General features: G+C 72.6%; 20 protein-coding genes. 17 read left to right on the plus strand and 3 right to left on the minus strand.

Features of this window, described 5'->3' with window-relative positions; genetic code table 11:
• Nucleotides 1-141: 141 nt before the first annotated feature.
• The 7 genes from ACZ7MG_RS24715 (at nt 142) to ACZ7MG_RS24745 (ending at nt 8,340) form a co-directional block, all read left to right on the plus strand.
• On the plus strand, nt 142-861 hold the full coding sequence (locus ACZ7MG_RS24715) for a response regulator transcription factor (protein ID WP_471380582.1): 720 nt from the start codon (nt 142-144) through the stop codon (nt 859-861).
• Nucleotides 862-1,165: 304 nt separating this feature from the next.
• Entirely contained in the window at nt 1,166-2,410 is a 1,245-nt protein-coding gene (locus tag ACZ7MG_RS24720) for a cytochrome P450 (protein ID WP_471380584.1), read from the plus strand.
• A 64-nt stretch (nt 2,411-2,474) separates the two neighbouring features.
• Nucleotides 2,475-2,672 (plus strand): ferredoxin, encoded by a 198-nt coding sequence (locus tag ACZ7MG_RS24725; protein ID WP_045561554.1) that lies wholly within the window; start codon nt 2,475-2,477, stop codon nt 2,670-2,672.
• Nucleotides 2,669-3,916: an NAD(P)/FAD-dependent oxidoreductase gene (locus ACZ7MG_RS24730; RefSeq protein ID WP_471380586.1), complete on the plus strand. Its 1,248-nt coding sequence runs from the start codon at nt 2,669-2,671 to the stop codon at nt 3,914-3,916. The genes ACZ7MG_RS24725 and ACZ7MG_RS24730 overlap by 4 nt, the downstream gene beginning before the upstream one ends.
• Complete coding sequence (locus ACZ7MG_RS24735; RefSeq protein ID WP_471380588.1) at nt 3,885-4,724, plus strand: SDR family oxidoreductase; 840 nt, start codon at nt 3,885-3,887, stop codon at nt 4,722-4,724. Before ACZ7MG_RS24730 ends, ACZ7MG_RS24735 begins: the two co-directional genes overlap by 32 nt.
• Before the next feature lie 62 nt (nt 4,725-4,786).
• The gene (locus ACZ7MG_RS24740; protein ID WP_471380589.1) at nt 4,787-6,619 is read left to right on the plus strand and encodes a flavin-containing monooxygenase; all 1,833 of its coding nucleotides are present in this window, start codon (nt 4,787-4,789) and stop codon (nt 6,617-6,619) included.
• Nucleotides 6,620-6,645: 26 nt separating this feature from the next.
• Nucleotides 6,646-8,340, plus strand: coding sequence for a hypothetical protein (locus ACZ7MG_RS24745; protein ID WP_471380590.1), 1,695 nt, complete (start codon nt 6,646-6,648; stop codon nt 8,338-8,340).
• Here ACZ7MG_RS24745 and ACZ7MG_RS24750 read toward each other — a convergent pair.
• A complete protein-coding gene (locus tag ACZ7MG_RS24750; RefSeq protein WP_471380591.1) occupies nt 8,325-9,203 on the minus strand; it encodes a LysR family transcriptional regulator in 879 nt (292 codons plus the stop codon). The two genes, ACZ7MG_RS24745 and ACZ7MG_RS24750, sit on opposite strands and share 16 nt — an antisense overlap.
• 68 nt (nt 9,204-9,271) lie before the next feature.
• Here ACZ7MG_RS24750 and ACZ7MG_RS24755 point away from each other — a divergent pair, with 68 nt between their 5' ends.
• From ACZ7MG_RS24755 to ACZ7MG_RS24795, 9 genes are all read left to right on the plus strand, one after another.
• Nucleotides 9,272-10,192 carry an EamA family transporter gene (locus tag ACZ7MG_RS24755; protein WP_471380592.1) on the plus strand — a complete coding sequence of 307 codons (921 nt, stop codon included), beginning with the start codon at nt 9,272-9,274 and terminating at the stop codon, nt 10,190-10,192.
• 103 nt (nt 10,193-10,295) lie between these two features.
• Entirely contained in the window at nt 10,296-10,937 is a 642-nt protein-coding gene (locus ACZ7MG_RS24760) for a TetR/AcrR family transcriptional regulator (protein ID WP_471380594.1), read from the plus strand.
• The gene (locus ACZ7MG_RS24765) at nt 10,934-12,556 is read left to right on the plus strand and encodes a CocE/NonD family hydrolase (protein ID WP_471380595.1); all 1,623 of its coding nucleotides are present in this window, start codon (nt 10,934-10,936) and stop codon (nt 12,554-12,556) included. Before ACZ7MG_RS24760 ends, ACZ7MG_RS24765 begins: the two co-directional genes overlap by 4 nt.
• 86 nt (nt 12,557-12,642) lie before the next feature.
• On the plus strand, nt 12,643-13,293 hold the full coding sequence (locus ACZ7MG_RS24770; protein WP_471380596.1) for a GntR family transcriptional regulator: 651 nt from the start codon (nt 12,643-12,645) through the stop codon (nt 13,291-13,293).
• 108 nt (nt 13,294-13,401) lie between these two features.
• Nucleotides 13,402-14,157, plus strand: coding sequence for a PIG-L deacetylase family protein (locus ACZ7MG_RS24775; protein ID WP_471380598.1), 756 nt, complete (start codon nt 13,402-13,404; stop codon nt 14,155-14,157).
• Nucleotides 14,157-14,882, plus strand: coding sequence for a 4-carboxy-4-hydroxy-2-oxoadipate aldolase/oxaloacetate decarboxylase (locus tag ACZ7MG_RS24780; RefSeq protein WP_471380600.1), 726 nt, complete (start codon nt 14,157-14,159; stop codon nt 14,880-14,882). Before ACZ7MG_RS24775 ends, ACZ7MG_RS24780 begins: the two co-directional genes overlap by 1 nt.
• 32 nt (nt 14,883-14,914) lie before the next feature.
• On the plus strand, nt 14,915-15,967 hold the full coding sequence (locus ACZ7MG_RS24785; protein WP_471381694.1) for a 4-oxalomesaconate tautomerase: 1,053 nt from the start codon (nt 14,915-14,917) through the stop codon (nt 15,965-15,967).
• Between the two features lie 29 nt (nt 15,968-15,996).
• Nucleotides 15,997-16,947 carry a catechol 2,3-dioxygenase gene (locus ACZ7MG_RS24790; RefSeq protein ID WP_471380601.1) on the plus strand — a complete coding sequence of 317 codons (951 nt, stop codon included), beginning with the start codon at nt 15,997-15,999 and terminating at the stop codon, nt 16,945-16,947.
• A 109-nt stretch (nt 16,948-17,056) separates the two neighbouring features.
• On the plus strand, nt 17,057-18,400 hold the full coding sequence (locus ACZ7MG_RS24795) for an MFS transporter (protein ID WP_471380603.1): 1,344 nt from the start codon (nt 17,057-17,059) through the stop codon (nt 18,398-18,400).
• Between the two features lie 48 nt (nt 18,401-18,448).
• Here the strand turns inward: ACZ7MG_RS24795 and ACZ7MG_RS24800 are convergent, their stop codons facing one another.
• Nucleotides 18,449-19,399 (minus strand): alpha/beta hydrolase, encoded by a 951-nt coding sequence (locus ACZ7MG_RS24800; RefSeq protein ID WP_471380605.1) that lies wholly within the window; start codon nt 19,397-19,399, stop codon nt 18,449-18,451.
• Between the two features lie 121 nt (nt 19,400-19,520).
• Between ACZ7MG_RS24800 and ACZ7MG_RS24805 the strand changes: the two genes are divergently transcribed.
• Nucleotides 19,521-20,039: a MarR family winged helix-turn-helix transcriptional regulator gene (locus ACZ7MG_RS24805; RefSeq protein WP_471380607.1), complete on the plus strand. Its 519-nt coding sequence runs from the start codon at nt 19,521-19,523 to the stop codon at nt 20,037-20,039.
• 177 nt (nt 20,040-20,216) lie between these two features.
• Here ACZ7MG_RS24805 and ACZ7MG_RS24810 read toward each other — a convergent pair whose 3' ends face one another.
• Nucleotides 20,217-21,314, minus strand: coding sequence for an NAD(P)/FAD-dependent oxidoreductase (locus ACZ7MG_RS24810; RefSeq protein ID WP_471380609.1), 1,098 nt, complete (start codon nt 21,312-21,314; stop codon nt 20,217-20,219).
• Between the last annotated feature and the right edge of the window lie 72 nt (nt 21,315-21,386).

A 21,386-nucleotide genomic window follows, 5' to 3' on the forward strand; every position in this document is an offset into this window, starting at 1 on the left:
GCCACCCGCGACGGACTCTACGCACCGGCACGGCCCCGCCCGCCCCACCGGCCACCCGCGCCCCACCAGGGGCGCGGGGAACTGCGCGAAAAACCCCAACGCACCCGCACACACCCCCGACGACCAGGCAGGCACCCCCTCATGCCCTTAACCCCCACCCCCACCCCCACCCTCCCACGCGGCACAGGCCAACACCTCCTCATCGCCGCCGACGACCCCTCCACCGCCGAACTCCTCTCCACCACCCTGGAGTTGGCGGGCTACCACCCCCACACCACCCCCTCCGGCAGAGAAGCCGTCACCCGCCTCACCGACCACCGCTTCGACCTGGTCGTCCTCGACCTCGCCCTCCCCGACCTGGAGGACCTCGGCCGTGAGCGCCGCCCCGTGGTCCACCGCCCACCCGTCCTGTTCCTCACCCAGTACGACTCCCTCGGCAAGCTCCTCCCCGAACTCGGCCTGGGAGAGCAGGACTACGTCACCAAACCCTTCCGTATCGCCGAGGTCCTGGCCCGCGCCCAGGTCCTCCTGCGCGGCCGAGAACCCGTCCGCCGCGACGGTGAACTGTCGTACGACGACCTGGTCCTGGACGACCCCGCCTGCCAGGCCCTGCGTGCGGGCCTGGCGTTGAACCTCACCCCGGCCGAGTACCGCCTGCTGCGCCATCTCCTCGTCAACGCCCACAAGGTGCTGTCGAAGGAGCAGATCGGCCGCTACGTGTGGGGCGACTTCCACGGCGACAACGCGATCGAACAACTCGTCTCCCGCCTCCGCCGCAAGGTGGACCGCGAGGGCACGCCCCTCATCCACACCCGCCGAGGCTTCGGCTACTGGCTCGGCACGTCCTCCGGGGAACGCTGAGCGAACCTCTCATGAAGCAAATGTGTCCTAAAGCCACTCAAGCCGTGACGCACCGCTGGGCCCCCCACCAAGAACGCCGCAGCACTCTCGCCCCCCTTCCGTGAACACCAACCACCCACCCAGCCCCGCGAGTTGTGGCCGAAAGGCCACCCCTCACCCCGCCATGTGATCCGGCTCACGTCAGCTTCCTGTCAGGTAACTGGCCGCCCCCCGTCAGACCGCTCTGTTTGCATGTGTTCATCGAGGCCTCGACGCATCCCCCGGCGCTCCACCTCACCGGAGCCCCCACCCCCGAGGAGAGACCATGGCCGACACCCTCACCGACGCCGCGTCCGACGCGAGCGGCCAGTGCCCGGTGTATCCGATGCCCAGGGCGACGGAGTGCCCGCTCGCCCCGCCCCCCGCCGCGGCGGAACTCCGCGGCGGCGACCGGCCGATCACCAAGGTGCGCATCTGGAACGGCAGCACCCCGTGGCTGATCACCCGCCACGCCGACCAGCGCACCCTGCTCACCGACCCGCGGGTCAGCAACGACGACCACGAGCCGGACTTCCCCCATGTCAACGCCCACCGCGCGGCCATCGCCCCGCACACCCCGAAGCTGATCACCAACACGGACGCGCCCGAACACACCCGGCTGCGCCGCTCGGTGAACGCGCCGTTCCTGGTGAAGCGGATCGAGGCGATGCGCCCGGCCGTACAGAAGATCGTCGACGACCTGATCGACGAGATGCTGGCCGGCCCCAACCCGGCCGACCTGCTGACGGCGCTCGCCCTGCCCGTGCCCTCGCTCGTCATCGCCGAACTGCTCGGCGTGCCGTACAAGGACCACCACTTCTTCCAGGAGAACAGCAACCGCGTCCTCGACAACTCCCTCACCGCGGAGGAGGCACAGGAGTCCAGCCGCGCCCTCGGCGGCTACCTCGACGCCCTCTTCCGCGAGAAACTCGAACAGCCGGGTGACGACGTGCTGTCGGAGATGGGCACCCGCGTCAAGGCCGGGGAGATGACCCACCAGGAGGCCGTCAGCATGGGCGTGGCCATGCTGATCGCCGGCCACGAGACCACCGCCACGATGATCAGCCTCGGCACGCTCGCCCTGTTCGAACACCCCGACCAGCTCGCCGTGCTGCGCGACACCGAGGACCCGAAAGTGGTCGCCGGCGCGGTCGACGAGCTGTTGCGCTACCTCTCCATCGTCCACTCGGGCCTGCGGCGCGTCGCCAAGGACGACATCGAGATCGACGGCCAGGTCATCCGCAAGGGCGACGGCCTGCTCTTCGACCTCCAGACGGCCAACTGGGACCCGAACGCCTTCCCCGAGGCCGATCGCCTGGACCTGAGCCGCCCCGCCCGCCAGCACAACGCGTTCGGCTACGGCCCCCACCAGTGCCTCGGCCAGAACCTGGCCCGCCTCGAACTCCAGGTCGTCTACGGCACCCTCTACCGCCGTGTCCCGACCCTCCGCCCGGCCGCCCCCATCGACCAGCTGGCCTTCAACCACACCGGCACCACCTACGGCGTGAAGTGCCTGCCCGTCGCCTGGTGACGACCTGCCCTCCCCCCACCACCCCCACCACCCCCACGACTACGCGCGAACCAAGGAGCACCCCATGCGTGTGGAACTCGACGAACCCAAGTGCGTGGCCTCCGGCCAGTGCGTGATGGCCTCCCCGGAGGTGTTCGACCAGCGTGACGAGGACGGCGTCGCGATCCTGCTGGAGGAGCACCCCGCCGACGACCTCATGGACGGGGTGCAGGAGGCCGTCGCGATTTGCCCCGCCGCCGCGATCCGACTGGTGGACCGGTGAGGCGGATCGTGGTCGTGGGCGCCTCGGCCGCCGGACTGGCGGCGGCCGAGACGCTGCGCCGCGAGGGCTACGACGGCACGCTCACCCTCGTCGGCGACGAACCCCACGCCCCGTACGACCGGCCCCCGCTGTCCAAGCAGCTCCTCTCGGCGGAGTGGGACACCGACCGGCTCACCCTGCGCGCCCCGGCCCATCTCGACGGCCTCGGCCTGGACCTGCGCCTCGGGACCGCCGCGACCGGCCTCGACCCGCGGGAACGCCGCGTTCGGCTCGCCGACGGCGACGAGGTGCCGTACGACGCACTGGTCGTCGCGACCGGCGTACGCCCGCGCAGGCTGCCCGGGGAGGGCGCACATGTGCTGCGCACCCTGGACGACGCGCTGACGCTGCGGGAGCGGCTGACACCGGGGACGCGGCTGGTCGTGGTCGGCGCCGGGTTCCTCGGCGCGGAGGCCGCGGCCGTCGCCTGGCGGCTCGGAGCGAAGGTCACCCTCCTGGAACCGGCGCCGGTGCCGCTGGCCCACGCGGTCGGCGCGGAGGTCGGCGCGGTGCTGTCCCGGGCCCATCTCGACCACGGCGTGGACCTGCGCACCGGTGTCACCGTCACCGAGGTGACCGAGGACGGCGTACGGCTCGCGGACGGCGAGGTGGTCGAGGCCGACGAGGTGCTGGTCGCCGTCGGTTCGCTGCCCAACACCGAGTGGCTGGCGGACAGCGGCCTGCTGACCGGCGACGGCGTGCTGTGCGACGAGTACTGCGAGGCCGTCTGGGGGTCCCCCCGGCCGGAGGGCGGGGACGTGTACGCGGCCGGTGACGTCGCCCGCTGGTACAACCCGCTGTTCGGCACCTCGATGCGGATCGAGCACCGCACGCACGCGGCCGAGCAAGGCATGGCCGCCGCCCGCAACCTGCTCGCCCCCGAGGCCCGCAAGCCGTTCGCACCGGTGCCGTACTTCTGGTCCGACCAGTACGACATGAAGATCCAGGCCTACGGGCAGCTGCGCGGCCACGACGAGGTCGCCGTCGTCGCCGGGGCCCTCGCCGAACGCCGCTTCGTCGCCGTCTACCGCACGGGCGACCAGGTCACCGGCGCCCTCGCGGTCGGTATGCCGCCCAAGGCGATCCGGCAGTGGCGGCAGGCCATCGCGTCCGGCGCCGACTGGCGCACGACACTCCCGCCGGAGACACCGGCGACACCGCAGGAGGTAGAACATGGCGGAACGACCGTCCGACCGCGAGCGTGACGTGGTCGTCGTCACCGGCGCCGGCGGCATGGGCGTGGCGATCGCGCGGCGGCTCGGCAGCGGGCGGACCCTGCTGCTGGCCGACGCCTCGGCTGGTCAACTCGACCGGGCCGTCGAGGCGTTGAGCGACGAGGGGTACGCGGTACGGGGCGTCCTGACCGACGTCTCCGACCGGAAGTCCGTGGACAGGCTCGCCGAGGAGGCGGCCGGCGAGGGCCGGGTGACCGCCGTCGTGCACACCGCCGGTGTCTCCGCCGCCCAGGGCGCGGCGCGGACGATCCTGGAGGTCAACCTGCTGGGCACCGCCCATGTCATCGACGCCTTCGAGACGGTCGCCGGCCGGGACACGGCCATGGTCTGCGTCTCCAGCATGGCCGGCCATGTCGCCTCCCTCGGCGCCGCGGACGAGGACGCCCTCGCCACCGCCCCGGCGGAGGAACTCCTCGACGTCGGTGCCGTCGCCGCCGTCGGGGACAGCGCGACGATGGCGTACATCGTGTCCAAGCGGGCCAACCATGTGCGGGTCGAGGCCGCCGCGCTCGCCTGGAGCCGGCGCGGCGCCCGGATCAACACCGTCAGCCCCGGGATCATCGCCACCGCCATGTCGAAGGCGGAGGCCGAGGGGCCGAGCGGGGCGCACATGCTCCAGATGATGGAGGCGAGCGGAGCCGGCCGCTCCGGCACCCCGGCGGAGATAGCCGACGCCGTGGCATTCCTCATCGGCCCCGAAGCGCGTTACATCACGGGCACGGACCTGCTCGTCGACGGCGGACAGGGCGCCTGGATGCGCCGGCACCGCCCCGCCTGACACGGCCCGTGCGGCACAGCACGACCCCCAACGGACGTACCAGGACCGCAGAGAGGACATCGATGTCCACCCCCCACACCCCTTCCGTCCCCACCACGCCGGACCCGGAGGAACTGGGCTTCGACCCGGACGCCCTGCGCGCCCGGTACCGGGCCGAGCGCGAGCGCCGGATCCGCCCGGACGGCGGCGCGCAGTACCAGCGGATCTCCGGTGACTTCGCGTACTACGACGACGACCCGTACGCCGACCAGGAGTTCACCCGCGACCCGGTCGACGACCGGGTCGAGGCCATCGTCGTCGGCGGCGGTTTCGGCGGGCTGCTCGCCGGGGCCCGGCTGCGGCAGGCGGGCGTCGAGTCGGTCCGGGTGATCGAGAAGGGCGGCGACTTCGGCGGCACCTGGTACTGGAACCGCTACCCCGGCATCCACTGCGACATCGAGTCGTACATCTACCTCCCGCTCCTCGAAGAACTGGGCTACGTCCCGAAGTGGAAGTACTCCCCGGGCGAGGAGATCCGGCAGCACACCCGCGCCATCGGCCGGCACTTCGACCTCTACCGCGACGCCCTCTTCCAGACCGTCGCCACCGAACTGCGCTGGGACGACACCGAGTTGGAGTGGATCGTCGCCACCGACCGCGGCGACCGCGTCCGGGCCCGCTATGTCGTCGTCTCCAGCGGCACCCTCAGCCAGCCGAAGCTGCCCGGCATCCCCGGCATCGAGACGTTCAAGGGCCACACCTTCCACACCAGCCGCTGGGACTACGCCTACACGGGCGGCGACGCGAACGGCGGCCTCACCGGGCTCGCCGACAAGAGGGTCGCCGTCATCGGTACCGGCGCCACCGCCATCCAGGTCGTCCCGCACCTCGGGGCCGACGCGGCACACGTGTACGTCTTCCAGCGCACCCCCTCGACGGTCGACGTGCGCGGCAACGGCCCCACCGACCCGGAGTGGGCGAAGACGCTCGCCCCCGGCTGGCAGAGCGCGCGCATGGACAACTTCCTGAAGACCGTCACCGGCGTCCGGGCCGGTCAGGACCTGGTGAACGACGCCTGGACCAGCAGCGCCCGCCTCCAGGAGAAGCTGATCCCGACCGCCGCGTACGCGGACGTCCCGGCGGACGAGCGTGAACGGGCCTACGAGATCGCCGACTTCCAGAAGATGAACGAGCTGCGTGACCGCGTGGCGACGATCGTCGAGGACCCGGAGACCGCCGAGAAGCTCAAGCCCTGGTACCGCTACATGTGCAAGCGGCCCACCTTCAGCGACCAGTACCTCCAGACCTTCAACCGGCCCAACGTCACCCTCGTCGACACGGCCGACACCCATGGCGTCGAGCGGATCACCGACAACGCGGTGGTGGTCGGCGGGGTCGAGTACGAGGTGGACTGCGTCATCTTCGCCACCGGTTTCGAGGTCGGTGTCTCCGGCCTGCTCTCCGGCCGCCTCCCCGCGTACGGCTGGGACGGCGTCGGCCTGCTGGAGACCTGGATGACGGCCGGCCCGAAGACCCTGCACGGCTTCTACAGCCACGGCTTCCCCAACCTCTTCCAGCTCGGCCCGATGCAGAACGCCAGCGCCGTCAACTACGTCCACATCCTCGACCAGCAGTCCCGCCACGTCGGCGAGGTCGTCGCCGAGGCCCGCAGACGCCGCGCCCGCTACGTCGAGCCGAGCGCCGAGGCCCAGGACGCCTGGGTCGCCACCATCCGCGAGAAGGCGGCCGACCTGTACAGGTTCCAGGCCGAGTGCACCCCCGGCTACTACAACAACGAGGGCCGGCCCCGGGAGCGCAGCGAGTCGTACGGCGACGGACCGGTGGCCTTCCACGAACTGCTGCGCCGCTGGCGCGCGGACGGCGGCATGGACGACGTCCTCGTGGGCGCCGAGTGAGGCCGGGGAAGACGATGACGGACGGTATGGACAAGCGACCCAGCCGGTACGACGAGTCCGGCGATCTCCGTACCACCAGCGCCCGTTGGGATGCGCGGCGGCTCAACCCGCCCAATCCGCTGTGGGGTTCCAACGGGGTGGCGTTCGGCCCCGACGGGCGGCTGTACGTGGCGCAGTTCCTCGCCGGGCAGATCAGCGCCGTCGACCCGGCCACCGGGGACGTCGAGGTGGTCGTGCCGATGGACAGCCCGGTGCAGTCGCCGGACGACCTCGCCTTCGGCGCGGACGGCTCGATGTACATAGCCGACCTGGTGCCGGGCCGGGTGTGGCGGCGGAGCCCGGCGGGGGAGTACGGCCTCGTCTCCGACGAGGTCACCAACCCCAACGGCATCACCTGTATCGGGGACCGGCTGTTCATCAACGAGATGAAGCCCGACGGCCGGCTGATGGAGCTGTTCCCGGACGGCGGCGACCCGGTGGTGCTCAGCGAGGGGCTGGCCCTCGGCAACGCGATGCAGCGCGGCCCGGACGGCCATCTGTACTACCCGCACATGATGACCGGCCAGGTCTGGCGCGTGCCGCCGGACGGCGGGACGCCCGAGGTGGTCGCCGAGGACGTGCACCAGCCGGTCGCGGTCCGCTTCGACCAGGGCGGTGTCCTGCACGTCGTCTCGCGCGGCGTCGAGGGCATCGTCACCCGGATCGACCTGCACGGCGGCGGCACCCGCACGCTCCTCACCAGCGGGCTGACGGCCCTGGACAACGCGGCGTTCGACGCCGAGAACCGGATGTTCGTCTCCAGCTACGCCGCCGGCGGCGTCAGCGAGCTGCACCCCGACGGCCGCACCCGCGACCTCGTGCCCCGCGGCTTCGACGGGCCCTACGGCATCACGGTCGACCTCGGCGGCACGGTGTACGCGGCCGACCACTACCGGCTGGCGAGCCCGGCGCCCGACGAGGTGGAGACGCATCTGCTGAGGCCCTTCGCCCACGGCATCGCCGCCGACGGCGAACTGCTGCACTACACCTCGCAGTTCGGCGCCGTACTGACCCACGACACCGGGTCCGGGACCGCCCGGGAGCGGGTGCGGGGCCTCGACCGGCCCATCGGGATCGCGGTGGGGCCGGACGGCTCCCTGGTGGTGGCCGAGTCGGGCGCGGGCCGGGTCGTGGCCGTCGACGCCCCCGCGGCGGACGCCGGGACGGGCCCGGCCGGCGACTCGGCCACGGCCCCCGGTACGGCTGCGGACACCGTGACCGTCCTCGCCGAAGGGCTCGACCGGCCCACCGACGTGGCCTTCGACGCGCGGGGCCGCCTCTACGTCAGCGAGGAACGGCTTGGGACGGTCCTGCGGATCGATGCGGACGGCGGCGGGACCACCGTGGTCGCGGACGGGCTCGGCGCACCGCAGGGGCTGGCGGTCCTGGGGGACGACCTGTTCGTGGTGGAGACCGGTCCGCGCAGGCTGCACGCGATCTCCCTCGTCACGGGGGAGCGGCGCACCGACGCCGAGGACCTTCCGGTCGGACCGCCCCCGGGTGTCGTCCCCCGGGAGGAACCGGCCCTGTTCGCCGGCGGCATGCCCGGGATGGCCCGCCGTTTCGCCGGTCTCGCCGCCGCCCCGGACGGGACCCTCCTGCTGTCGGCCAACGGCGAGGGCACCGTGCTGCGGCTGACACCGAAGGCCGGGGCCGGGGGAGGGGCTCAGCCGGAGCGGTAGAGCTCCGAGAGCAGTTCGATGGCGGCCGGGGTGGCGGGATGCGGGTCGTCCCGCCACCAGGCCAGCCGCACGGCGATCGGCTCGGCGTCCCGCACCGGCCGGTAGACGACACCGGGCCGCCGGTACTGGTTGGCCGTGGACTCCGGGGTCACCCCGACGGCACGGCCCGTCGCGATGGTGGTGAGCCACTCGTCGACGTCGTGCGTCTTCTCGGTCGCGGGCCGGGAGCCGGGCGGCCACAGGTCGGGGGTGGTCGTGCCGGTCCGGCGGTCGACCAGCAGGACGTGCCCGCTGAGATCGGCCAGCCGCACCGACCGGCGGCGGGCCAGCGGATCGTCGCTCGCCAGCGCGCACATCCGCCGCTCCAGCCCGACGATCGCCGAGTCGAACCGCCGGTCGTCCACCGCCCGCCGGACCACGGCGAGATCGCAGGAGCCCTCCGCAAGCCCGGCCGTCGGGGAGTTGGCCCGCACGAACTGCAGATCCGTCTCCGGATGCGCGGCGCCCCAGCGGCGCTGGAACGTCAGCGTGTGGCGGCCCAGCGCCGACCAGGCGTAGCCGATCCGCAGCCGTACGTGGCCCGAGGTCGCCTCCCGCACCAGGTCGTCCACCTCGCCGAGCACCCGCCGCGCGTGCGACACCACCCGCAGCCCGGTCGGCGTGGGGGTCACCTCGCGCGAGGTCCGGCGCAACAGCCGTACGCCCAGGGCCCGTTCGAGCGAAGCCAGGGTGCGGGACACGGCCGCCTGGGAGACGTCGAGCGCGATGGCCGCGTCGGTGAAGGTGCCCTCGTCGACGATCGCCACGAGACAGCGCAGCTGCCGCAGCTCCACCTCCCTGACGACCGGGTCCGTGTCATCCATGACTCCAGCGTATAGATCTGCCCGTGGATGCATTTTGCGCAACGGTGGGCCCGGCGCACGATCGGCTCATGGACACCGCCGCCGCTCCCACCGCCGCCCTCGCCCCCACCGGTACGGCCCCCGAGTCCGCCGCCGCGTCCCCCTCCCCGGAGCCGGGCGGCGCGCGCCTCGCCGCCGTCCTCACCATGCTCGGCTGCGGCGCGTCCAACCAGGTCGGGGCCGCCCTGGGCTCGCTGGCCTTCCCGGTGCTCGGACCCGCCGGCGTGGTCGCGATACGGCAGTACGTCGCCGCCCTCGTCCTGGTGGCCGTGGGCCGGCCGCGGTGGAGGTCCTTCACCGCCCGCCAGTGGTGGCCGGTGGTGCTGCTCGCGCTGGTGTTCGGGACGATGAATCTGTCGCTGTACACCGCCATCGACCGCATCGGCCTGGGGCTCGCGGTGACCCTGGAGTTCCTCGGTCCGCTCGCCATCGCGCTGGCCGGCTCGCGCCGCCGGATCGACGCGTGCTGCGCGCTGATCGCCGGGGTCGGCGTGGTCACCCTGATGCGCCCCCAGCCCTCCGCCGACTACCTCGGCATGGGCCTCGGTCTCCTCGCCGCCGTCTGCTGGGCCTCGTACATCCTGCTCAACCGCACGGTCGGCCGCCGTATCCCCGGCGCCCAGGGGTCCGCGGCGGCCGCCGCCCTCTCCGCCCTCGCCTTCCTGCCGGTCGGCGTCGCCGTCGTCGTACGGAACCCGCCGACCGCTGGGGCCGTCGCCTACGCGATCGCCGCCGGGGTCCTCGCCTCGGCCGTGCCCTACCTCGCCGACGTGTTCACCCTGCGCCGCGTACCCGCCCAGGTGTTCGGGCTCTTCATGAGCGTCAACCCCGTCCTCGCGGCCCTGGCCGGCTGGATCATGCTCGGGCAGGGCCTCGGCCCGCTCGAATGGTCGGCGATCGGCGCGGTGGTCGCGGCGAACGCGCTGAGCATGTCGGTGCCGCGCCGCTGACCCCTTCTCCTCGCGCCGACACTCCGTTCCTCCTCGCGTCGGCACTCCGTGTGCCGTTCATGGACACTTGCTCATTTCTTAACAGGTGTCCATTATCGTGGTCATGCAGCCGGACCCGACTCCCCCGACACCTCCGCAGCCGCCCATGGACCGCAGGGTCCGCCGCTCGCGGGCCGCGCTGATGCGGGCCGCCCTCGCCCTGGTCGCCGAGCGGGGCACGACCGCCGTCCCGGTCTCGGAGATCGCCGAGGCCGCGGACATCAGCCGGCAGGTGCTGTACCAGCAGTTCGGGGACCGTGACGGACTGCTGCTCCAGGCCGGGCTGGACCTCGCCCGGCGTGAACTGGTCGAGGGGCCCGCGTACGACGCGGCGGACCTGACCGACCGGGCCGGAGTGCTGGCCATGGCACGGCATTTCGCCGAGCACCGCGCCTTCTACCGCGCGATGTTCACCGGGTCCCGCGCGTTCGACCTCAACAAGGGGCTCACCGAACTGATCACGCCCGCCAACCGGGAGGTCGTACGCCGACTCCACGGCGCCGATCCCGACCCCGGACTGGTCGACGACCTCGCCACGTTCCTCACCGGCGGCGCCTCCGCCGTCGTCAACACCTGGGTCGTGGAGGGCGAGGAGCCGCTCGACCCGGAGCAGTTCGCCGACCGGCTGATGCGGATGGTGCCCATGATCACCGCCGCGCTGGGCCGGTCCGTCCCGTCCGCACCGAACCAGGAGCAACGCCGGTGAACCTCAGCAGCCACCTCGTCCAGCGCGCACTGAAACTGCCCCCGCCGCTCACCCGGGACCTCGTCGTCGAACGGGACCTGCGGGTGCCGATGCCCGACGGGGTCGACCTGCTCGCCGACCGCTGGGCGCCGCGCACCGGCGGCGAGGGCCTGCCGACCGCGCTGATCCGCTGCCCGTACGGCAGGCGCGGCGTGATCGCGCTCGCGGCGGTCCGGCCGCTGGCCGAGCGCGGCTATCAGGTGCTGATCCAGAGCACCCGGGGCGGCTTCGGCTCCGGCGGCACCTTCGACCCCCAGCGGCAGGAACGCGCGGACGGTCTGGCGACCCTGGACTGGCTGGTCGAGCAGCCGTGGTGCGGCGACGCGATCGTGCTGGTCGGCACCAGCTACATGGGCTATGTGCAGTGGGCGGTGGCCGACCGGCTCCCGCCGCAGGTCAAGGCGATGATCCCGCACATGACGGAGTCGGCGCTCACCCTGGAGTTCCTGCGCGCGGACGGGATGTCGCTGCAGACGCCGTTCGGCTGGGGCGCCATGGTCGCCCAGCAGGAACGCCCGTTCGCGATGGTCCGCCAGCCCTTCGGGCTGAAGCGCGTCCGCCGCGCCCTCGACACCCTGCCCCTCGCCGACGCCGACCTGGCCGCCCTCGGCCGGCGCTCCCCGTACATCCAGGACATCCTCGCCCGCGACGCCGACGACCCGCACTGGGCCGGCCTCGACCACCGGGACCGGGTGGCCGAGGTGACCGTACCGGTCAGCTCGATAGGCGGCTGGTACGACATCTTCCTGCCCGGCCAGCTACGGGACTTCACGGCCCTCCAGACGGCCGGCCGCGAGCCCCGGCTGACCGTCGGCCCCTGGACGCACACCACGTTCGACAACACCCTGGCGATGGAGGCCGTCGAGTTCGGCCTCGCCCACGCGCGCGGCCAACAGCCCCCGGAGCGCGCCCCGGTGCGGCTGTACGTGACGGGCGAGGAGGCCTGGCGCGACTTCGCATCCTGGCCGCCGAAGGGGTACGAGGAGCGACGCTTCCGCCTCCATCCGGGTGGAGCCCTCGCCGTCGAGCCGCCCGCCGGGCCCGGGTCCGACGGGTACCACTACGACCCGGCGGACCCCACCCCGTCCGTCGGCGGCGTGTGCATGCCGCCCCGCGCCGGACGCGTCGACAACACCGCGCTGGAGGCCCGCCCGGACGTCCTCACCTACACCACCGCCGTACTGGAGGAGGACGTCGAGATCGTCGGTGAGGTGAGCGCCGAGATCTGGTTCCGCTCCAGCCTGCCGTACGCCGATGTGTTCGTCCGGCTCTGCGAGGTCGACGAGCGCGGCCGCTCGGTCAACGTCTGCGACGGGCTGACCGGGCTCACCGGCGCCGACGAACTCGGCCGCGCCGACGTCCGGTTGTGGCCCACCGCCCACCGCTTCCGGCGCGGCCGGCGCATCCGCGTCCAGGTCTCCAGCGGCGCCTTCCCCCGCTACGCCCGCAACCCGGGCACGGGCGCGCCCCTCGCCACCGCCACCACCCTCCGGGCGGCCGACCAGCGCGTCCACCACGGGCCGGAGCAGCCCTCCGCGGTGATCCTTCCGGTGCGGACCGCCCCGGAGGCGGCCCGGTGAACCGTGCGACCCTGTGAGAACAAAATTGTTGACAATCCTGTTGGCCTAGATTTACGTTCGACAGGCACTCACTCAGGGAGGGCACGATGCAGGAGGAAGCCCGTCCGGGCACCGGAGAGCAGGCCAAACAGCTCGCGCTGGCGAAGCTGCGGCAGGCGATCCTGCACGGCGAGATGGCACCGGCCCAACGGCTGGTGGAGAACGAACTCGCCGAGCAGTTCGGTGTGACACGGGCCAGCATCCGCGCGGCGCTGATCGATCTGGAGGCCGAAGGACTGGTCGAGCGGATCCGCAACCGGGGCTCGCGGGTGCGGGTGGTGAGCGTGGAGGAAGCGGTCGCCATCAGCGAGTGCCGCATGGTCCTGGAAGGGCTGTGCGCGGCGAAGGCGGCCACCCTGGCCACCGACGACGAACTCGCCGAACTGGCCGACATCGGCACGGCGATGACCAAAGCCGTGGCCGACGGCGAGCCGGTGACGTACTCCGAGCTGAACCAGCGGCTGCACGCCCGCATCCGGGAGATCTCCGGCCAGCAGGTGGCCGTGGAACTGCTGGAGCGGCTCAACGCCCAGCTGGTGCGCCACCGGTTCCAGCTCGCGCTGCGGCCGGGACGGCCCCAGCACTCCCTGGGTGAACACCTCGCCATGATCGAGACGATCACGGCGAGGGACCCCCGGGCGGCCGAGGAGGCCGTCCGCGCCCACCTCACGAGCGTGATCACCGCGCTGCGCGCATAGCTCGTGTCCGCAGAGTCCCGCCTGCCGGGCGACGCGGACACGACCTGGCCGCCGCGCACGACGCTCCGGGGTGGGCGGACCCGCCTGTCCACCGAGGAGACCCGAACCATGACCGACGGCACGGCGCCCGCCGCCGCCCCACCTCGATCGACACTCGTCATCACCGCCCACGCGGGCGACTTCGTGTGGAGGGCCGGCGGCGCCATCGCCCTGGCGGCCTCGCGCGGCGAGAAGGTCACCATCGCCTGTCTGACCTTCGGGGAGCGCGGCGAGTCCGCGAAGGCCTGGCGCGAGGGCCGGAAGCTCGACGAGATCAAGGCGATCCGCCGCGAGGAGGCCGAGAAGGCCGCCGCCACGCTCGGCGCCGGGATCGTCTTCTTCGACGCCGGCGACTACCCGCTGCTCGGCACCCCCGAACTCACCGACAGGCTGGTCACCGTCTACCGCGCGGCCCAGCCGGACGTCGTCCTCACCCACCCCCTGGAGGACCCCTACAACGGCGACCACCCGGCCGCCGCCCGGATGGCCCTGGACGCCCGGGTCCTCGCCCAGGCCATCGGCTACCCCGCCGAGGGCGAGATCATCGGCGCCCCGCCCGTCTTCTTCTTCGAGCCCCACCAGCCCGAGATGTGCGGCTTCCGGCCCGAGGTCCTCCTCGACATCACCGAGGTCTGGGAGACCAAGCGCAAGGCCATGGAGTGCCTGGCCGCCCAGCGGCACCTGTGGGACTACTACACCGACCTCGCCGTACGCCGGGGCGTCCAGCTCAAGCGCAACGCGGGCCCCAACCTGGGCCTCGCCCACCGAACCATGGCCGAGGCGTACATGCGCCCCTACCCGCAGGTCACGGGGGTGCTCGACTGATGGGCGGCGTGATCGTCACCAACCCGCCGAAGGCGGACGCGCGGGACGTCGAGGCGCTCGGCCGGTACGGCGTCGCCACCGTCCACGAGGCGATGGGCCGCACGGGCCTGCTCGGCACCCACCTGCACCCGGTCCAGCGGGACACCCGGATCGCCGGCACCGCCGTCACGGTCCTGTCCTGGCCCGGCGACAACCTCATGATCCACGCGGCCGTCGAGCAGTGCGGCGAGGGCGACATCCTCGTCGTCACCACCACCTCGCCCTCCACCGACGGCATGTTCGGCGAACTCTTCGCCACCGCCCTCCAACGGCGGGGCGTCCGCGGCCTGGTCATCGACGCGGGCGTCCGCGACACCGCCGAACTGCGCGCGATGGACTTCCCCGCCTGGGCCGCCGCCGTCAGCGCCCAGGGCACGGTCAAGGCCACCGGCGGCTCCGTCAACGTCCCCGTGGCCATCGGCGGCCGAGTCGTCCACCCCGGTGACGTGATCCTCGCCGACGACGACGGAGTGGTGGTCGTCCCCCGCACCCGGGCCCGCCGCACGGCCGAGGCCGCCGAGGCCCGCGAACGCAAGGAGGCCGCCTCCCGCGCCGCCTTCCTCGACGGCCAACTCGGCCTGGACCGCTACGGGTTGCGCGAGACCCTCGTACGGCTCGGGGTGACGTACCGGTCGTACGAGGAGTACGCCGCCGAGGAGTACGCCGACGACGAGCCCCGGCCGTGACCGGCTGGTCCGGGGGCGTCCGCTGCACGCTGATGCGCGGCGGCACCTCCAAGGGCGCCTACTTCCTCGCCGAGGACCTGCCCGCCGACCCGGCCGACCGCGACGACCTGCTGCTGCGGGTCATGGGCAGCCCCGACCCGCGCCAGATCGACGGCCTGGGCGGGGCCCACCCCCTGACCAGCAAGGTGGCCGTGGTGTCCGCGTCGGCCGACCCCGGGGCCGATGTCGACTACCTGTTCCTCCAAGTCGGCGTCGACAGACCGGAGGTGAGTGCCCGTCAGAACTGCGGGAACCTGCTCGCCGGGGTCGGCCCGTTCGCCGTCGACCGCGGACTGGTGAGCCCCGGCGAGCCCGAGACGTCCGTACGGATCCGCATGCTCAACACCGGTGACCTCGCCGTCGCCACCTTCCCCACCCCCGGCGGCCGGATCGCGGTCACCGGGGACGCGGAGATCTCCGGGGTGCCGGGGACGGGCGCGCCGGTGGTGATCGAGTTCCCGCCCGGCGGCGGCCCGTTGCTCCCGACCGGCAACGCCCGCGATGTCGTCGCCGGTACGGAGGTCACCTGCGTGGACAACGGCATGCCGACCGTCCTGATCCCCGCGACCGCCCTCGGCGTCACCGGCCACGAGACCCCCGGTGACCTGGAGGAGGACGACGCGCTCGCCGCCCGGCTGCGCGAGATCAGGCTGACCGCCGGCCCGCTGATGGGCCTCGGGGACGTCGAGCACACCACCGTGCCCAAGCTCAGTCTCCTCGCCCCGCCCCGGGACGGCGGCGGGGTCGCCACCCGCACCTTCATCCCGGTCCGCTGCCACCCCTCCATCGGCGTCCTCGGCGCCGCGAGCGTGGCCGCCGGGCTACGGGTCGCCGGGGGAGTGGGCGAGGGCATCGCCCAACTCCCGGCCACCGGCGACCGGTTGCGCGTCGAGCACCCCACCGGCTTCCTCGACATCGAGACCCGGGTGGCGTACGGCCCCGACGGCAGCCCCTCGGCGAGCCGCACCGCCGTCGTCCGCACCGCCCGCAAGATCTTCGACGGCACGGTCTTCCCCCGGCCCGCCGCCCCCTCCTCCCACCCCTGACCCACTCCCGCTACTCCAAGGAGTCCCCGATGACCCCGCCGCTCGGCGACATCGCCCACCTCGGCCATGTCGAACTGCTCACCCCCGACCTCGACCGCAGCCTCTGGTTCTTCACCGAGATCCTGGGCCTCACCGAGAACGGCCGCTCCGGCGGCTCGGTCTACCTGCGGACCTGGGACGACTACGAACACCACAGCCTCACCCTCACCGCCCACTCCACCAACGGCATCCGCCGCACCGCCCTGCGGGCCTCCAGTGAGCAGGCACTGCAACGCCGGGTGAAGGAGCTGGAGAACACCGGGCGCGCGGGCCGCTGGGTCGAGGACGAGCCGGGGATCGGCCCGCTCTACGTCACCACCGACCCCGACGGCCACGAGATCGCCCTGTACTGGGAGAGCGAGTGGTACGAGGCACCGGCCGACCTCAGGCCGGGCCTGAAGAACCAGCCCCAGGCCAAGCCGGGCCACGGCGTCGGCGTACGCCGCCTCGACCACGTCAACTTCCTCGCCGCCGACGTCGGGGCCGACGCCGCCTTCACCCGCGACGTCCTCGGCGCCCGCCCCACCGAACAGATCGTCCTCGACACCGGCAGGGTCGCCGCCCAGTGGCTGACCTTCACCAACAAGTCGTACGACGTCGTCTACACCGAGGACTGGACCGGCTCACGCGGCAGGCTGCACCACATCGCGTTCGCCACCGACACCCGCGAGGACATCCTGCGGGCCGCCGATCTCTGCCTGGACCAGGGCGTGTTCATCGAGACCGGCCCGCACAAGCACGCCATCCAGCAGACGTTCTTCCTGTACGTCTACGAGCCGGGCGGCAACCGGATCGAGCTGTGCAACCCGCTCACCCGCCTCGTCCTCGCCCCCGACTGGCCGCTCATCACCTGGACCCAGGAGGAGCGCGCCAAGGGCCAGGCCTGGGGCCTGAAGACCATCGAGTCCTTCCACACGCACGGCACCCCGCCGGTCGACTGACACCCCGCAATTGCCGCCAAAATTGTTGACAAAAACGTTGACTCATCTGAGGTGGCTGCTTAGCGTCTGGATACCCCCCGCGTTCTCCCGGTTCGAGAGGGAAACAACGATGTCCTCCTCCCCGTCCCCGACCTCCGCGGCCACCCCGGCCGTCCGCGTCGGCAAGCTCGCCGCACTGGTCATCGGCCTGTGCTGGCTGGCCGTCCTCTTCGACGGCCTCGACATGTTCATCTACGGCTCGGTGCTGCCGCACATGCTGGCGGAGAAGGCCCTCGGCCTCACCCCCGACCAGGCCGGTGACCTGGGCAGCTACGCCACCTTCGGCATGCTCGTCGGCGCCCTCACCGCCGGTACGGTCGCCGACCGCATCGGCCGCCAGAAGCTGATGGTCGCCTGTGTCGCGCTCTTCTCACTGGCCTCCGGCCTCTGTGCGATGGCCGACTCCGTCGGCGTCTTCGGCCTCGGCCGCACCCTCGCCGGCATCGGCCTCGGCGGGCTGCTGCCGACCGCGATCAGCATGGTCTCCGACTACGCCCCGCGCGGTCGCGCCGCCCTCACCATCGGCATGCTGATGACCGCCCACCACGCCGGCGGCATCCTCTCCGCCTACGTCGCCCTGTGGGTCGTGGAGCCCCTCGGCTGGCGGGCCGCCTTCTGGATCTGTGTGACCCCGCTGCTGTTCGTACCGGTCCTCGCGAAGCTGATGCCCGAGTCGCTGAGCTTCCTGGTCGCCAAGGGCCGCCTGGACGAGGCCGCACAGCTCGCCCGCCGCTTCGACGTCGAACCGCCCGCCGCGCCCGCCGAGAAGAACCCCACCGACCGCTGGACCGCCCTCGCCGACCTCTTCCGCGGCGGCGAGTGGAACCGCACCCTGCTCTACTGGGCGGCCTCCTTCGGCGGTCTGCTCCTGGTCTACGGCGTCGCCACCTGGCTGCCCACCCTGATGCGCGCCGAGGGCTACGAGCTGGGCTCCGCGCTCACCTTCGTCGTCCTGTTCAACCTCGGCGGCATCGTCGGCATGCTCGTGGCGGGCCGCGCCGCCGACCGCTTCGGTGCCCCGCGCATCTCGGCGATCTGGTTCGCGCTGACCGCCGCCGGTGTCTTCCTGCTCAGCGTCCGGATGCCGCTGGGCGTGACCTTCCTGGTCGTCTTCCTCACCGGCGTCTTCCTCAACAGTGCCCAGACCATGATCTACGCGACCGTCTCCCTGCGCTCCGCCCCGGGGAACCGGGCCACGGCCGTCGGCTGGACCTCCGGCATGGGCCGCTTCGGCGCCGTCTTCGGCCCCTGGCTCGGCGGCCAGCTCCTCGCCGCCGGCCACGGCGACTGGGGCTTCACCGCCTTCGCCCTCGCCGGAGTCTCCTCCATGGTCTTCATCGGCATCGCCTCCCTGCGGACCGCAGGCCGGACCCCGCACAGCGACCAGGAGAAGTCCCTGACACCGACGGGCTGACCGGCGGCACGAGGAGGCCCGGCGCCGGGCTCGGCGCCGACGTCGGCCCTACGCCGCCGGATCCTCCGCGAACGCCTGCCGCACTCGCTGCGCGATGAGCGGGTACACCTCGCGGGCCCTGGTCTCGTCCTGGCCGTCGTAACCGTGGTCGGCACCCGCGACATCGTGATGGCCGACCAGGGCCCCGGCCGTCCGGAGCCGGTCGGCGTACGCCACACCCTCGGCCTTGAGCAGGTCGTTCTCGGCGGTGACCACGAACGCCGGCGCGATGCCCTTGAGGTCGGCGGTGTCCGAGGGGTGGGCGGGCGAGGCCAGCCGGTCGGCGCGCTCCTTCGGGTCCGGGATGTACGCGCTGTCGAAGACGTCCGCCATCCACGGGCGCAGCATCGGTCTGGCGATGGCGGCCCGCTTGTCCCGGGCGCCGGTGGCGAGGTCGAGCGGTGGGTAGTGCAGGACCTGGAGGGCGATCGACGGGCCGCCCTCTTCCAACGCCTGGCGGGCCACCGCCGCCGCCAGCCCACCGCCCGCGCTCTGCCCGCCCACCGAGAGCCGGCTCCCGTCCCAGCCGTGCTCGTCCCCGTGCCCGGCGGCCCACCGGACCACCTCGAACGCCTGCCGGGGCGGCGCGGGGAACGGATGCTGCGGGGCGACCACATAGTCCACGTTGAGCACGGCCACGCCCGCCTCGACGGCCAGGCACCGGCACAGCGGGTCGTCCAGCTCGATCTGCGGCATGACATAGCCGCCGCCGTGGAAGTTGACGTGCAGCGGCGGGGGAGCGGCGCCCTCGGTGCCGGCGGGCAGATAGAGCACGGCACGGGCCGGGCCGTACGCCGTCGGGACGCTCAACTCGCGGGTCTCGCAGGTGTATTCGGGAAGGCGCCCGAGCCAGGACGCGGCCGAACCCCGCCCACTGGGCCGGCGGTGCGCCAGCGCCGCGAGGCCTTGCATCGCCTTGGCCGCGAGGGCGGCCACTGCCGGGCGGGCGAGAAGGGACATGGGGGCTCCGTTCGGTCGCGGGGGCTGCGAGGGGCTGCGAGGGACTGCGCGGTGCCGCGCCTGACTGCGCCGGGGCGATGAACTTACTTGAGTCAGGCAACAAGATGGTAAAGTAGGGCCCATGTCCCCATCACCGCTACCCTCCGACCCCGCTTCCCCGGAAGTGATCGAGATCGAGCGAGCCCTCACCCGTATCACCTACCTCAGCACCCGGGCCCGGGCGCACGAGCGACTGATGAGCCTGGCCGGTGTCCCCCTCGACCGTGCCGCCGTCGCCCTGCTCCGGCAGATCGCCGACTCCGAGCCGCTGCGGCCGGGGGAGCTGGCCAACCGCCTCGGCGTCGAGGCCTCCCACGTCACCCGCCAGGTCCAGCAGCTCCAGAAGACGGGTCACGTCACCCGCGTCCCCGACCCGGACGACCGCCGCGCCCAGCGCATCGAACTCACCCCGGTCGGCAAGCAGGCGATAGACCGCATCCGCGAGGCCGGCGTCCGCGGTATGCAGATGGCGCTGTCGGAGTGGTCCCCGGAGGAACTCCAGCAGCTCGCGGGGCTGTTCCATCGCATGGTGGACGACTTTCTGACACACGCGAACGAGCTGGTGGAGCAGGAGTCGGTGAGCGCGGCGGGGTTGGACTGACCGGGCGAGGCGAGTTTTTCGTCTGCGGCCCGGTGGGGCTTCTCGCGCAGTTCCCCGCGCCCCTTAAGGGCCTGCGGCCCTTTCGGGCCGAAAAGCACGGGGCGCAGCCCCTGCTTTTCAGGGGCGCGGGGAACTGCGCGAGAAGCCCCACCGGACCCGCACCCGACAACGCACCCCTCAGTAGCCCAACTGCCTCCGGACATACGGCGTCATCAGCGTCCGCGCCTTCGCGAGCGTGGACGTCCGCGCCCCCAGCACCGCCGTCTCCCCACCGGGCACCGGCAGCAGGGTGATCCCGTCGGCCGGCCCGAGCGGCACGATCAGCGGCGTCCGCCGGACCGGCCGGTACAGCCGCGGCTCCTTGCGATGCCGGCCCGGACTCGTCAGGTGGGAACGGATGTTGTGCGCGGCGATGTCCGCCTGGGCGAAGGCCACGGGGGAGATCTTCAGCTCGCTGACATCGTTCACGTCGCCGACCGCGAACACGTCCGACTGCCCGTCGACCCGCAGCATGCTGTCGACCTTGACCTGCCCGGCCTCGTTCAGCCACGTCCCGTGCCCGGCCAGCCGCAGCCAGAGCGTGTTCGGGGTGGTGCCGTTGGCCCAGAACGACAGGTCGGCCTCGATGAGGTTCCCCCGGCCGTCCCGGTACGTGCCGAAGTCGGGCCCGGGGGAGACGAACGAGTCGAGCCGCACATGGACGTCGTGCGACTCCAGCCAGGTCAGGGCCCGCCGCCCGGCCCGCTTGCTGCCGGTGGAGTTGAGCAGCTCGGACCCGGCGTGCGCGAGCGTGACCCGCGCGTCCGGCCGGGCGAGCCGGATCTCGGCGGCGAGTTCGACCCCGCCCGGCCCGCCGCCGACGATCAGGACGTGCTCGGCGGCGGCCACGCTCTCCTGGTGCGCGGCGAACGTCTTGCCCGCCTCCTCCGTGGTGGTGCCCAGGAAACGGGCCGGCTCCGGATAGTCCGCGCCGGTCGCGATCACCACCACGTCGTACGGCAGCCGCTCACCCGTGGCGAGCCTCACCTGCCGCTCGGCCGTGTCGATGTCGATCGCCTTGCCCACCACGACCCGGCCGTTGCGCAGCAGCCGGTCGTAGGGGACGAAGGGCGTCCATGTCCATGCCTCGTGCACGCCCGCGCGCAGGGCGGCGATGCGGTGGAAGAAGACCTCCTTGCGGTCCACGAGGGTGACCCGTGCGACCTCGTCCAGCTGCTTGGCGAGGCGGATGCCCCCGTATCCGCCGCCGATCACGATTACTTCGCCGTCAAGCACACCGATTCTCCTGTGCTGGGTGGGGGGAGAGATGATGAGCCTAACGTTTGAAACCTCAAGCGATTGGCGGGG

The organism is Streptomyces sp. NPDC107538 (assembly GCF_055657445.1).

Coding starts and splice junctions, on each gene's coding strand:
- ACZ7MG_RS24715 (WP_471380582.1), top strand. CDS start 142: ATGCCCTTAACCCCCACCCCCACCCCCACCCTCCCACGCGGCACAGGC.
- ACZ7MG_RS24720 (WP_471380584.1), top strand. CDS start 1,166: ATGGCCGACACCCTCACCGACGCCGCGTCCGACGCGAGCGGCCAGTGC.
- ACZ7MG_RS24725 (WP_045561554.1), top strand. CDS start 2,475: ATGCGTGTGGAACTCGACGAACCCAAGTGCGTGGCCTCCGGCCAGTGC.
- ACZ7MG_RS24735 (WP_471380588.1), top strand. CDS start 3,885: ATGGCGGAACGACCGTCCGACCGCGAGCGTGACGTGGTCGTCGTCACC.
- ACZ7MG_RS24740 (WP_471380589.1), top strand. CDS start 4,787: ATGTCCACCCCCCACACCCCTTCCGTCCCCACCACGCCGGACCCGGAG.
- ACZ7MG_RS24745 (WP_471380590.1), top strand. CDS start 6,646: ATGGACAAGCGACCCAGCCGGTACGACGAGTCCGGCGATCTCCGTACC.
- ACZ7MG_RS24750 (WP_471380591.1), bottom strand. CDS start 9,203: ATGGATGACACGGACCCGGTCGTCAGGGAGGTGGAGCTGCGGCAGCTG.
- ACZ7MG_RS24755 (WP_471380592.1), top strand. CDS start 9,272: ATGGACACCGCCGCCGCTCCCACCGCCGCCCTCGCCCCCACCGGTACG.
- ACZ7MG_RS24760 (WP_471380594.1), top strand. CDS start 10,296: ATGCAGCCGGACCCGACTCCCCCGACACCTCCGCAGCCGCCCATGGAC.
- ACZ7MG_RS24770 (WP_471380596.1), top strand. CDS start 12,643: ATGCAGGAGGAAGCCCGTCCGGGCACCGGAGAGCAGGCCAAACAGCTC.
- ACZ7MG_RS24775 (WP_471380598.1), top strand. CDS start 13,402: ATGACCGACGGCACGGCGCCCGCCGCCGCCCCACCTCGATCGACACTC.
- ACZ7MG_RS24780 (WP_471380600.1), top strand. CDS start 14,157: ATGGGCGGCGTGATCGTCACCAACCCGCCGAAGGCGGACGCGCGGGAC.
- ACZ7MG_RS24785 (WP_471381694.1), top strand. CDS start 14,915: ATGCGCGGCGGCACCTCCAAGGGCGCCTACTTCCTCGCCGAGGACCTG.
- ACZ7MG_RS24790 (WP_471380601.1), top strand. CDS start 15,997: ATGACCCCGCCGCTCGGCGACATCGCCCACCTCGGCCATGTCGAACTG.
- ACZ7MG_RS24795 (WP_471380603.1), top strand. CDS start 17,057: ATGTCCTCCTCCCCGTCCCCGACCTCCGCGGCCACCCCGGCCGTCCGC.
- ACZ7MG_RS24800 (WP_471380605.1), bottom strand. CDS start 19,399: ATGTCCCTTCTCGCCCGCCCGGCAGTGGCCGCCCTCGCGGCCAAGGCG.
- ACZ7MG_RS24805 (WP_471380607.1), top strand. CDS start 19,521: ATGTCCCCATCACCGCTACCCTCCGACCCCGCTTCCCCGGAAGTGATC.